Source organism: Mesorhizobium sp. 2RAF21, from assembly GCF_052115345.1.
GTDB lineage: Bacteria > Pseudomonadota > Alphaproteobacteria > Rhizobiales > Rhizobiaceae > Mesorhizobium > Mesorhizobium terrae.
Map to the genome: position 1 here is coordinate 69839 of NZ_JBFRGM010000016.1, position 12250 is coordinate 82088.

A 12250-nucleotide genomic window follows, 5' to 3' on the forward strand; every position below is an offset into this window, starting at 1 on the left:
ATACCCCAACCTCCCAAGGAACACTCAATGGCTACCGCTCGCACCATTGCGACCACTCCAACCTCTGCTTGACGCTGTGATCTGGCGCGCGGTAAAGGCGAAGCGACGATGGCATTCGTTAGCAAAACGGCAGCAGCCATGGCGGATGCCATCGCCGAAAACCAAAAAAGCTAGCGAGATTAATGCCGGAGGGATGGCCGAGCGGTTTAAGGCACCGGTCTTGAAAACCGGCGTGGCAGCGATGTCACCGTGGGTTCGAATCCCACTCCCTCCGCCACCTATCTCGCTTTCAGCCCGTGCCGAAGGCACTTCACCATTGGTCGGCTGACGTCTTCACCAGCATTTCGCGGTTACCGAAGGCGGGCCACTTGAAAAGGACATGATAGCCAGTCTCATCAGCGAACCCTTGCACATATCCTTCCCAAGCCGGCGTATGAAACCGCTAAAACTTAAGGCCTTTGTTTATTTCGCGAGACGACGCCGGCGCCTGCTGCCGGTCTGAGATCGTCGGCGAACGATCAGGTCGCTGTGTAGTCTCCAGATATTATTTCAAAACAAGCTATTGCCCGATTGCTCTACGGCACAACGACACCTTGTCGCCACAATTTTGCCGGTCGAAGGCCGCAATCGATTAAGCGTGTAATAAGCAATTCCTGTGCAAAAGGGATTCTGGGGTTTTGGGTGTCGAGCGGGTCATCGTTCGAATTGCTTCGTCCCCAGCAGTGTTTGAGTAGCGGCGCCATTGTTCGGGCCGGCAGGGGAAGAGTTCACGATGCAGGTACCGACGCGTCTTCGTCGCATTTCGACTTACGCGTTGTTGGCCGTCTCGGCCGGGCTTCTCGCAGCCTGCGCATCCTCTGAACCGACCAAGACCAGCAAGCGCGAACGCTCCAAGGAATATTTCTCGGAAGCCGAATATGGTGTGAAGGCCAGCCCGCGCGTCGCCATGGGCAAGCACGGTTTTCGCCGCGGCGGCGGCCGCGACCAGCTCGGCAATCCCTATCAGGTTCGCGGCAAGTGGTATTACCCGAAGGAAGAGCAGAAATATTCCAGGAAGGGCACTGCCTCGTGGTACGGCGAAGCCTTCCATGGTCGGCTCACCGCCAATGGCGAAGTCTACGACATTTCGCAGATCACCGGCGCGCATCCGACCATGCCGTTGCCCAGCTACGCCCGCGTCACCAATCTCGACAATGGCAGTTCCATCATCGTGCGTGTCAACGATCGCGGGCCTTATCACGAAGGGCGGCTGATCGATCTGTCGAAACGGGCGGCCGACATGCTGGGCTACTCCCGGATCGGCACCGCCAGGGTCAAGGTCGACTATGTAGGCCGCGCTCCGCTCGAGGGCAGCGACGATTCCTATCTCCTGGCTTCCTACCATCCCGGCAACAGGATCCCCGATCCATCCGACGGCCTGCCGACCGGCGTCATGGTTGCCATGAACGGCTCGTCGCCAAGCGCGCCGATTGCCGCCAGTGCGGCAAGCATCCCGTTCCCCGGCCAGGCCGCGAGTGTCGCACTAGCACCGGCACCGTTGGTGGTGGCGCAGAACAGCTCCATCGAAGGCATCGTCCTGCCGGATTTCGGGCCGATCGTCATGCCGCGTCCGGATATGGCCGATGTGCTGCCGACGCCGCAGAACCTTCCATTCAAGATGGCGACCCTGTCTTATGCCGCCGAACGCAACCAGCGCTCGGCTTCGGCCTTTGCCGCGCTCGAAGGGCCGGCGGCGGCGCTAGGCAACTGGAAACAGCAGAACGACCCGTCCGATGATTATGTCGCTGCCGGCACCTTCGACAGCGCTGTGGACGCAAAGAAAGTCGCTGCAGCGCTCAAGGCCTATGGTCGCGTCGAAATCGACCAGGCAAAGCTCGACGGCAGGGACTGGTATTCGGTCAATCTCTATCAGGACGGCCGCATGACCGTCGATAACATGCTGGAAGCAGCCTGGAGCCATGGCGCGCCGGATGCATTCGCGGTGCGCGACTGAGGCGACCCGCCGCCGGGGATAAGCTGGGCGCCGGCGGCAGGCGCGATTGATCGGCTCGCCTCTCAACTGATAGCGTGTGGCCATGATTTCGAAATCCCGCACTCCTTTGGCCTTGGCCAGCCTGTTCGGCATCGCGCTTCTCGTGCTCTCGGCTATGCCGGCAGCCGCGCAACTGTTCGAGACCAAGGCGGCGGCCGCCTTCATGATCGACGCCGAAACCGGCACGGTGTTGTTTTCCAAACAACCCGACAAGCCGATCCAGCCGGCCTCGCTCGCCAAGCTGATGACGCTGGAAATGGCCTTCAATGCGGTGAAGGGTGGTCGGCTCACGATCAACGACACCTTCGTGGTCAGCGAAAACGCCTGGCGCAAGGGGGGCGCCCCATCCGGCACCTCCACCATGTTTGCGGCCCTCAAATCGGCCATCCGCATCGAAGACCTGATGAAGGGTATCGCCGTTCAGGCCGCCAACGATGGCTGCATCATCCTCGCCGAAGGATTTGCGGGTTCCGAAGAGAATTTCGCCCTGCAGATGAATGAACATGCCCGCCAGATCGGGCTGCCGATTTCGACCTTCGTCAACGCCACCGGCTTGCCGGCCGGCGGCCAGAAGACGACTGTTCGCGAACTTACCCAGCTGGCTTTGCGCCTGTCGCGCGAATATCCGGACCTCTACGCCTATTTCGGGCTGAAGGACTTCACCTGGAACAAGATCACGCAGCGCAACCGCAACCCGCTATTGGCCATGGATATCGGCGCTGACGGGCTGGCGGTCGGCGCCAGCGAACAGGACGGATTCGGTATCGTCGGTTCGCTCAACCAGGGCGGCAGGCGGGTCGTTGCAACGATGAGCGGGCTGGCCAGCGACCGCGAACGCGCCGAGGAGGCACGCAAGCTCCTCGAATGGGGCCTGCGTTCCTTCGAAAAGACCGAGGTCTTCGCCAAGGATGAGACAGTTGGCGAGGCGCAAGTGTTCGGTGGCGCCAAATCCGGTGTGGCGCTGAAGGCCAAGGGGCCGATCGATCTCCTGCTGCCCATTGCTGGCCGCGACAAGGTCACCGCTCGCATCGTCTACAATGGCCCGCTGCCAGCGCCGGTGGAAGCCGGGCAGCCGGTCGGCGCGCTGCGCATCTGGATCGGCGATACGCTGAGCCAGGAAACGCCGCTGTTCGCGGCCGAGACAGTGGAGGTTGGCTCCATGCCGCGCCGCGCCATCGACGCCGTCAAGGAAATCGCGGTTGGTTGGTTGCGATAGGTCTTTAGTCGCGCAAAGCGATACAACCTATTATAAACAAAGCGAATTCACTCGATCTTCGGATTCTTGTGGCCGGTTTCCCGTCGCCATTCTGGACCTTTTCGCCGGCGCGCATTAAGAGTGGAAAGATCGGCAAGAAGCACTAACCCTCTCGCCGCAGCGGCTTCCGGCACCTATGTCTGGTATTGGGGCGACAACCGAGGCGCAGCGTTTGGCGAGCGGATTCTTCATCACTTTCGAAGGCGGCGAGGGCGCCGGCAAGTCGACGCAGATCAAGCGTCTGGCCGAGCGTCTGCGCACCAAGAAATATGATGTCATGGTCACCCGGGAGCCGGGCGGTTCGCCAGGTGCCGAAGCGGTGCGCCACGTGCTTTTGTCGGGCCTTGCCGAACCCTTCGGGCCGAAAATGGAGGCGCTGTTGTTTGCCGCGGCCCGCTCGGACCATGTCGAACAAGTGATCCGGCCGGCGATCGAGCGCGGAGCGGTTGTGTTGTGCGATCGTTTCATCGATTCGTCACGGGTCTACCAGGGTGCCACCGGCGGGCTGGATCCAGCCTATGTCGATGCGCTCCAGCGCGTTGCCATCAACGGAATGGTGCCGAACCTGACCCTGATCTTCGACATCGATCCGACCGAGGGACTACGTCGCGCCGCCGAGCGGCGCAATGCCGGCGAGGTTCCCGATCGTTTCGAGAAGGAGACGCTCGCCATCCAGCAACGCCGCCGCGAAGCCTATCTGGCAATCGCCAAGGCGGAGCCGAAGCGCTGTGTGGTCATCGACGCGTCCGGCGATCTGGAACAGGTCGAGCATGCGGTGACCGCCGCCGTTTTCGCCGCACTCGACAAGGGCAAGCCGACACGCGCCAGCCATAAGGCGCCGGCATGAGTTTCGAACGGCTGGCACCGGAACAGCATGATACGCTGGACGGCGTGCCGGAACCGGCCGAGAATCCGCACCTTGTTGGCCACGGTGACATCGCGGAGACGCTGGCCGCCGCCTATCGGGCTGGCAAGCTGCCGCATGCGCTGATGTTGTGCGGCACCGCGGGTATCGGCAAGGCGACCCTGGCTTTCCATCTTGCGCACCACCTTCTGCGTTATCCCGACGGCAGATCGGCGCCGGAAGCGCTTGCCGTTCCTGATCCGACCTCATCGCTGCACCGCCAGATCGCCATGGGTGCGCACCCATCGGTGCTGCATCTGACGCGACCGATGAACGATCGCACCAAGACCTATAAGAGCGTTGTTACCGTCGACGAAATCCGCAAGGTCGGCCAGTTCCTGTCGATGACCTCCCATGACGGTGGCTACAGGGTGGTGATCGTCGATCCAGCCGACGACATGAATACCAATGCAGCCAATGCGTTATTGAAGAATCTTGAAGAACCACCTGCAAGAACGGTCTTCATCCTCATCGTCCATGCACCCGGCAGCTTGTTGCCGACGATCCGATCGCGTTGCCAGGTGTTGCGGCTTGCTCCGCTCGCCGAGGACGAATTGACGGCCGTGCTGGATGCGGTCGGTCAAGCAGTGCCGGATGACGCCGCACAGCGTGCTGCGTTGGCCGAGCGGGCAGGGGGCAGCGCCCGCGCCGCCATCCTGCTCACCCAATATGGCGGCCTGGAAATTGCGGGGGCACTGGAAAAGCTGGTATCGGCGGGCAGGGTGGATATCGCCAAGGCGCATCGGCTGGCTGAGACGGTTGCCGGTCGCGATCAGGCCATTCCGTTCGAGACGTTCAACCGTCATGCTCTGGAATTGCTCTCTGACGCGGCAAGTTCGGCGGCGTTGAGTGGCGATCTAAGGCGCGCCAAGCTGCTGTCGGATGCTTGGCAAGAAGCGCGGCGTGTAATATCTGAGACTGAAACCTACAATCTCGACAAGAAGCAGCACGCGCTTACGATGATCGACCGCCTGAATTCTGCAATGCGAATGTGACGGCCCTGAAGCGCGGGATGGCTTTCGCCATACCGATGCGATATCCACGCCCCGACTTTCCATTCAGACATTCATGACGGTCCGCCATGTCCCGCGACAAGTTCTACATCACCACCGCAATTTCCTATCCCAACGGCAAGCCGCATATCGGCCATGCCTACGAATTGCTGGCAACCGACGCGCTGGCCCGTTTCCAGCGCCTGGACGGCAAGGACGTCTTCTTCCTGACCGGAACCGACGAACACGGCATCAAGATGCTGCAGACGGCCAAGAAGGAAGGCATTTCACCGCGTGAGCTGGCCGACCGCAACGCGGCCGAATTCCAGCGCATGGCGCTGGCGCTCAACGCCTCCAACGACGATTTCATCCGCACCACCGAGGCACGCCATCAGGTCGCTTCCCAGGCCATCTGGAAGGCGATGGAGGCCAATGGCGACATCTACAAAGGCGGTTATGCCGGCTGGTACTCGGTGCGCGACGAAGCCTATTACGGTGAGGAAGAGACCGAAGTTCGGGCCGACAACGTTCGTTACGGCCCGCAGGGCACGCCGGTCGAATGGGTCGAGGAGGAAAGCTACTTCTTTCGCCTTTCCGCCTATCAGGACAAGTTGCTGGCGCTCTACGAAAGCCAGCCGGATTTCGTCGGCCCGAGCGAACGGCGCAACGAGGTGGTCTCCTTCGTCAAATCCGGCCTGAAGGACCTTTCGATCTCGCGCACCACCTTCGACTGGGGCATTCCGGTTCCCGGCGACGAAAAGCACGTCATGTATGTGTGGGTCGACGCGCTGACCAACTACATCACCGCTGCCGGCTATCCTGACACCGCCGCCGCCTCCTGGAAATTCTGGCCGGCGACGCACGTCATCGGCAAGGATATCGTGCGGTTCCACGCCGTCTATTGGCCGGCATTCCTGATGTCGGCGGGCATCGAACTGCCGAAGCGCGTCTTCGCGCACGGCTTCCTGTTCAACCGCGGCGAGAAGATGTCGAAGTCGGTCGGCAATGTCATCGATCCGTTCACGATGGTCGATCACTACGGGCTCGACCAGGTGCGCTATTTCTTCCTGCGCGAAGTGCCGTTCGGACAGGATGGCAGCTACAGCCACGAGGCGATCGTCAACCGCACCAATGCCGACCTTGCCAACGATCTCGGCAATCTGGCGCAGCGGTCGCTGTCGATGATCGCCAAGAACTGCGCCGGCGTGGTGCCGCAGCGCGGCACGCTCGCCGAGGCTGACGAAACAATCCTTGGCCAAGCGACGGCTGCCTTGGCGACTGCGCGCAAGGCGATGGCGGAGCAGGGCATCCATCATGCACTGGCAGCGATCTTCGCAGTCGTGGCCGATGCCAACCGCTATTTCGCCGCGCAGGAGCCGTGGGCGCTGAAGAAGACCGATCCGGCTCGCATGGAAACGGTTTTGTGGACCACGGCCGAGGTCATTCGGCGCGTCGGCATCCTCTGCCAGCCCTATATCCCGGGCTCAGCGGCAGAGCTGCTCGACACGCTGGCAGTCGCTGCGGACAAGCGTGGCTTCGAGCATCTGGGCGACGAACAGGCGCTGGTGCCGGGCACGGCGCTGCCTGCGCCGCAGCCGGTGTTCCCACGTTATGTCGAGCAGGCCCAGGAAGGCTGAGTGATGCTGGTCGACAGCCATTGCCATCTGGACTTTCCGGATTTCACCGAGGAGCGGGCGGCCATCGTCGCCCGTGCCCTCGCGGCCGGTGTCGGCCGCATGGTGACAATCTCGACGCGAGTGAAGCGCTTCGAACAAGTGCTTGCCATTGCTGAGGAATATGACGAAGTCTATTGCTCGGTCGGCACTCATCCGCACAATGCCGCCGAAGAGCTCGACATAACCACCGAAGACCTCATTCGGTTTGCCGCGCACCCGAAGGTCGTTGCGATCGGCGAGGCGGGGCTCGACTATTTTTACGACAAGGCGCCGCGCGACGCGCAGGCGCTAGGATTGCGTGTCCATATCGCGGCGGCGCGTCAGACCGGATTGCCGCTGGTGATCCACGCCCGCAACGCCGACGAGGATATGGCGACGATCCTGACGGAAGAGACAGGGAAGGGCACCTTCCCCTTCATCCTGCATTGCTTCTCCTCCGGCGCCGAGCTTGCTCGTGTCGGCATCGAGCTCGGCGGCTATGTGTCGTTCTCCGGTATCCTGACCTTCAAGAATTCGGCCGAATTGCGCGATATCGCCAAGGACGTACCGCATGAGCGGCTGCTGGTCGAAACAGACGCACCCTATCTGGCGCCGCCGCCGCATCGCGGCAAGCGCAACGAACCGGCCTATGTGGTTGAGACTGCTAAGGTTTTGGCCGAAACGATCGGCGTCAGCGCCGCTGAAATTGCTACGATCACCACGGCCAATTTCTTCCGGCTGTTCACCAAGATGCCAAAGCCGGCCTGAGCGATGCCGGATACGCTGCGCCTCACCATATTAGGCTGCGGTTCGTCGCCTGGCGTGCCGAGGCTCACCGGTGACTGGGGCAATTGCGACCCTAGCAACCCGAAAAATCGCCGCATGCGCGCCGCAGCCCTGGTGGAGAGGATTGCCGCCAACGGCGCCACGACCACGGTTGCCATCGACACCGGGCCGGATTTCCGCTCACAGATGCTGATGGCGTCGGTCAAACGCATCGATGCCGTTGTTTACACTCACGCTCATGCCGACCATATCCATGGCATTGACGACCTGCGGACCTTTGTCGTCGACCAGCATCGCCTGATGGACATCCATGCGGATCGGCTGACGCTGGAGCGCTTGAAACAGGGCTTCGGTTACTGCTTCGAGACGCCGCCGGGCAGCTCCTATCCGCCCATCCTCAAGCCGCATCTGATCGATCATGACAGGCCGGTGGTCGTCGAAGGAGAGGGGGGTCCCCTCACCTTAGAACCGCTACCTCAGGCGCATGGCGATATCGTCTCGCTGGGCTTTCGCATCGGCGGGCTCGCTTATTGTTCCGACGTGTCCGACTTTCCGGCGGCTACGACCGAGCGGCTGACCGATCTGCAGGTGCTGATTATCGATGCGCTGCAGTACCGCCGCCATCCCAGCCATTTTTCGTTGTCGGAAGCGCTTTCCTGGATCGAACGGCTGGCGCCGGAAAGAGCGGTGCTGACGCATATGCATGTGCCGCTGGACTATGCCGCCGTGCAGGCCGAGACGCCTGATCACGTCGAACCGGCGTTCGACGGCATGATCATAGAAATCCCTTATGATTCAAACTAGAGCACAATTTTCCTCGTGCGCACTGCGAACGGAAAGTATCTCGTGGTGCGGTCGGTCTATCCGGTGATTGTGATGGCGTTGCCCAATCCCGCGATCGGAAATCGAAGTGCTGCCGGCGCCGACAAAGCCTCTTGGCCCCATATTCATAAGTTCCATAATCTATCTTATGCGACTTGAGGATAAACCTGTACTGATCGCAACTTCTAACGTCGGCAACGCCGAACAACCAAGCCAACCATGAGCGAACGCGATATGTCGATGGGAAGCCCCGGCAAGACAAATGGCACTGTCCCCTGGCAGGACGATTGTCGCGATGGCGTGCGCAACGTACGCGATCTCGATCGCCTGCCACTTTCGCCGCAGGAACGTGCCGCCGCAGAAGCAGCCGCAGCAATTCACAAGATCCGCGCACCCAAGAGCTACCTCGACCTGATCGATTGGGACAACGCAGCGGACCCCATCCGGCTTCAGGTCATTCCTTCGCCCGAGGAACTCGAATTCGACGAAGGAGAACTCGTCGACCCGATCGCCGATCACGCCTTCAGCCCGATACCACGCCTGACGCACCGCCACGCCGACCGGGTCCTGCTGTATCCGACCTATCAATGCGCGGTCTATTGCCGGTTCTGCTTCCGCAAGGAATCGCTGACCTCGATCGGCCGCGGTTATTCCCGCGAGGCTCTCGAGGCCGCATTCGCCTATATCGAGAGCCATCCGGAAATACGCGAGGTGATCCTGACCGGTGGTGACCCATTGTCCCTGCCCGACAAGGCGCTGGCGGAAATCAGAGCGCGCGTCGAAGCCATCGAGCATGTGCGGCTGCTGCGTATCCATACGCGTGTGCCTGTCGTGCTGCCATCGCGCGTGACGGATGAGATGGTTGCAGCGCTACAGGGCCGGCTGATGGTTACGGTCGTCACCCACTTCAACCATGCCCGCGAAATCACGCCGGCGACCGAACAGGCCTGCCGTATCTTGCGACACGCAGGCTTTGTCCTGCTCAATCAGACGGTTCTCCTGAAGGGCGTGAATGACACGGTCGACGTCCTGGAAGAGTTATGCCGGGAATTGATGTACCGGCTCGGCGTCAAGCCCTATTACCTTCATCATGGCGACCTCGCCCGCGGCATGGCGCATCGGCGCACCACGATCGCCGATGGGCAGGCGCTGGTGCGCGAGCTGCGCGCGCGCCTGTCCGGAATCTGCAATCCGGTCTATGTTCTCGATCTTCCCGAAGGCGGCGGCAAGGTGCCGATCAACCCGTCCTATGCCGAGGCACAGGACGGGTCGACCTGGCAGTTCCGCGGCCATGATGGCAAACTCAGGACTTATGCTGAGATCGTTCGCGAGCCATAGCGGTCGCCATCCCCTGCTCTAGCGGACGCTTCTTCGCGCCAGCAGCTTGTCGATCCGGCGACCGTCCAGATCGACGATCTCGAAGCGCCAGCCTTCATAGGTGAAGGTCTCGCCAATCTTGGGCAGATGTCCGAACTGGAACAGCGCAAACCCCGCAATCGTGTGGAAATGGTCGCTGCCGGCCCGCGATCCTATGCCCAGGCGGCTAAGGGCGTCATGGGCCGACATCATCCCGTCGATCAAAAGCGAGCCGTCCTCACGCTCGACAATGTCAGGCTCTTCGCCCTCCATGCCGGGCAAATCGCCGGCAATCGCTTCGAGCAGGTCGGTTTGGGTCACGATGCCTTCAAGGCTGCCATATTCGTCAACGACCGCAGCCAGCCGAACGGGAGACTGCTTGAACAATTCCAGCACTTTGGCGACCGACGTGACTTCGTGGACGATCAGCGGTTCGCGCATCGCCGCAAGAGGATCGAGCGGCTGCCCATTGAGAAACTGATCGAGCAGATCTTTCTTCAGCACCATGCCAAATGGTTCGTCGATATCGCCTCGCCCGACCAGCAACTGATCATGCCGGCATTCCCGGATGGTGCGTATCATGTCCTCGCGCGTATCGTCGGCGTCGATCCAGTCCACCTCATGACGGGGTGTCATGATGCTGCCGATGCGGCGATCGGCGATGTTGAGGGCGCGAACCACCACCTCACGCTGCGCGTGTTCAAGGATGCCGGCTTCCTGGCTCGCCTGCACCAGGAGCTTCAACTCCTGCGGCGAATGCAATGCGCCCTCGCCCGCTCCCGGTTGCAGCCCACAAGCCCGCAGGATCAGATTGCCGAGGCCGTTGAGTGCGAGGATTGCCGGGCGCAGCAGGAAAAGAAACAGTCCGAGCGGGCGCACGATCCACAGCGCCGTGCCTTCGCTACGTTGCAAGGCAAGGCTCTTTGGCGCGAGTTCGCCCAGCACGATGTGCAGGGTCGTGATGATGATGAAGGCAATCGCCACCGCAATCGCGTGCGAGCCGAAGGCAACGAGCGTTTCCGGTAGGCCGGACAAAAGCGGCTCGATCAGATGGGCCAATGCTGGTTCGCCGATCCAGCCGAGCGCCAGTGATGAGATGGTGATGCCGAGCTGGGTTGCTGCGAGATTGGCGTCGAGATTGTCGACGGCTCGCTGCAATGCCATCGCATTTATGCGGCCTGCGGCCACCAGTTCAGCCACCCGGCTTTTGCGAACCGCGACCAATGAGAATTCCGCTGCAACGAAGAAGCCGTTTGCGGCAACGAGAATGAGGACCGACACAATTCCGAAAATGTCGGCCAAGCTACTACTACCATCGCCCGTAGGCATGATCTCCTCATAAGGGTTGCGACGCGACACGCGCGCCAGGGAAAAAAAAGGCGGCATCGACGATGCCGCCACCAGATTTGCCCGCTGATGCAGGCAAGCAGCAATCCTACCGAACGAAAAGCCGTCCGCCTAGGGTTTGCTTTGGAATATCTGGTTCCAGCCCCCGCGGCCGCGTTGATCTTCGGAGCGGATGTCGCCAAACAGACTGAAACGGCCGCCCGCGGTCCAGCGTTTTGCGAGCATCTAAGTGTTGGAGCGACCCTCCAGTCGGTATTACCGAATGGAGGGTCGCAGCCCGCTCAGCTGGCGTTTTCAGGCCTTACGATTTGCCGATGTATGGCATCAGTTCCAGCGCGCCGCGGTAGATCATGTCGCCGGCCACATAGAGGATGATTGCCAGGCCGACATAGGCGATCCAGCGATGCTTCTGCAGCAGGCTGGCAATGAAGCTGGCAGCGATACCCATCAGCGCGATCGACAGAATGAGCCCGAAGACCAGAACATTCGGATGATCGCGCGCGGCACCGGCAACGGCCAGCACATTGTCGAGCGACATGGAAACGTCGGCGATGACGATCTGCCAGGCGGCCTGGGCGAAGGTCTTTGTCGGCGCACCTGCGGCGCCCTCGGCGGAATTCTCGCCTGCATGAGCCTCCTGTCCGTGTCCGGACCGAAGCTCGTGCCACATCTTCCAGCATACCCATAGCAGGAGGACGCCACCGACAAGCAGCAGCCCGACGATCTGGAGGAGTTGCGTCGTGGCCGCGGCGAAGATGATGCGAAGAACGGTTGCGGCGATAATGCCGACGAGGATTGCCTTGGCACGTTGTGCCTTTGGCAGCCCCGCGGCGGCAAGTCCGATAACGACGGCGTTGTCGCCGGCCAGGACAAGGTCGATCATGATGACCTGGAACAAGGCGGTCATCGCTTCTGGAGTGAAGAATTCTGTCATACGGCACCCTTTGCATTCAGCATGGGCGGCGCAGCGTTCAGACATGCCCCGTACACTCGCGCAACGCGAATGTTGTCAGGGACTAGCGAAGAGCTAGAAACATCAGAGCCAGGCCACCGGATTGAAATTCCAGTCCGACATCACAGCCATGATGGCTGCCAGAGGGG

10 protein-coding genes and 1 tRNA gene are annotated in these 12250 nt (G+C 61.3%); 9 read left to right on the plus strand and 2 right to left on the minus strand.

Going from position 1 to position 12250, the window contains the following annotated elements:
* Positions 1 to 187 precede the first annotated feature (187 nt).
* From AB4136_RS24440 to AB4136_RS24480, 9 genes are all read left to right on the plus strand, one after another.
* Positions 188 to 277 (plus strand) — tRNA-Ser (locus AB4136_RS24440).
* Positions 278 to 772: 495 nt separating this feature from the next.
* Positions 773 to 1993: a septal ring lytic transglycosylase RlpA family protein gene (locus AB4136_RS24445; protein ID WP_024924013.1), complete on the plus strand. Its 1221-nt coding sequence runs from the start codon at positions 773 to 775 to the stop codon at positions 1991 to 1993.
* 82 nt (positions 1994 to 2075) lie between these two features.
* Positions 2076 to 3248 (plus strand): D-alanyl-D-alanine carboxypeptidase family protein, encoded by a 1173-nt coding sequence (locus AB4136_RS24450; RefSeq protein ID WP_024924014.1) that lies wholly within the window; start codon positions 2076 to 2078, stop codon positions 3246 to 3248.
* Between the two features lie 211 nt (positions 3249 to 3459).
* Positions 3460 to 4134, plus strand: a complete 675-nt coding sequence (tmk, locus tag AB4136_RS24455) for a dTMP kinase (RefSeq protein WP_024924015.1) — start codon at positions 3460 to 3462, stop codon at positions 4132 to 4134.
* Complete coding sequence (locus tag AB4136_RS24460; protein WP_024924016.1) at positions 4131 to 5186, plus strand: DNA polymerase III subunit delta'; 1056 nt, start codon at positions 4131 to 4133, stop codon at positions 5184 to 5186. Before tmk ends, AB4136_RS24460 begins: the two co-directional genes overlap by 4 nt.
* Positions 5187 to 5272: 86 nt before the next feature.
* On the plus strand, positions 5273 to 6820 hold the full coding sequence (metG, locus tag AB4136_RS24465) for a methionine--tRNA ligase (protein WP_024924017.1): 1548 nt from the start codon (positions 5273 to 5275) through the stop codon (positions 6818 to 6820).
* Between the two features lie 3 nt (positions 6821 to 6823).
* The gene (locus AB4136_RS24470; RefSeq protein ID WP_024924018.1) at positions 6824 to 7606 is read left to right on the plus strand and encodes a TatD family hydrolase; all 783 of its coding nucleotides are present in this window, start codon (positions 6824 to 6826) and stop codon (positions 7604 to 7606) included.
* Between the two features lie 3 nt (positions 7607 to 7609).
* A complete protein-coding gene (locus AB4136_RS24475; RefSeq protein ID WP_024924019.1) occupies positions 7610 to 8428 on the plus strand; it encodes an MBL fold metallo-hydrolase in 819 nt (272 codons plus the stop codon).
* Between the two features lie 237 nt (positions 8429 to 8665).
* A complete protein-coding gene (locus tag AB4136_RS24480; protein WP_024924020.1) occupies positions 8666 to 9784 on the plus strand; it encodes a KamA family radical SAM protein in 1119 nt (372 codons plus the stop codon).
* A gap of 18 nt (positions 9785 to 9802) precedes the next feature.
* Here AB4136_RS24480 and AB4136_RS24485 read toward each other — a convergent pair whose 3' ends face one another.
* Together AB4136_RS24485 and AB4136_RS24490 are read right to left on the minus strand one after the other, a co-directional pair.
* Positions 9803 to 11131, minus strand: a complete 1329-nt coding sequence (locus tag AB4136_RS24485) for a hemolysin family protein (RefSeq protein ID WP_024924021.1) — start codon at positions 11129 to 11131, stop codon at positions 9803 to 9805.
* Between the two features lie 319 nt (positions 11132 to 11450).
* Positions 11451 to 12083, minus strand: coding sequence for a TerC family protein (locus tag AB4136_RS24490; RefSeq protein ID WP_024924022.1), 633 nt, complete (start codon positions 12081 to 12083; stop codon positions 11451 to 11453).
* Positions 12084 to 12250 lie beyond the last annotated feature (167 nt).

Bases quoted from the DNA above. Each gene is read 5' to 3' on its own strand.
- AB4136_RS24445 (WP_024924013.1), top strand. From the start codon at position 773: ATGCAGGTACCGACGCGTCTTCGTCGCATTTCGACTTACGCGTTGTTG.
- AB4136_RS24450 (WP_024924014.1), top strand. From the start codon at position 2,076: ATGATTTCGAAATCCCGCACTCCTTTGGCCTTGGCCAGCCTGTTCGGC.
- AB4136_RS24460 (WP_024924016.1), top strand. From the start codon at position 4,131: ATGAGTTTCGAACGGCTGGCACCGGAACAGCATGATACGCTGGACGGC.
- metG (WP_024924017.1), top strand. From the start codon at position 5,273: ATGTCCCGCGACAAGTTCTACATCACCACCGCAATTTCCTATCCCAAC.
- AB4136_RS24470 (WP_024924018.1), top strand. From the start codon at position 6,824: ATGCTGGTCGACAGCCATTGCCATCTGGACTTTCCGGATTTCACCGAG.
- AB4136_RS24475 (WP_024924019.1), top strand. From the start codon at position 7,610: ATGCCGGATACGCTGCGCCTCACCATATTAGGCTGCGGTTCGTCGCCT.
- AB4136_RS24480 (WP_024924020.1), top strand. From the start codon at position 8,666: ATGAGCGAACGCGATATGTCGATGGGAAGCCCCGGCAAGACAAATGGC.
- AB4136_RS24485 (WP_024924021.1), bottom strand. From the start codon at position 11,131: ATGCCTACGGGCGATGGTAGTAGTAGCTTGGCCGACATTTTCGGAATT.
- AB4136_RS24490 (WP_024924022.1), bottom strand. From the start codon at position 12,083: ATGACAGAATTCTTCACTCCAGAAGCGATGACCGCCTTGTTCCAGGTC.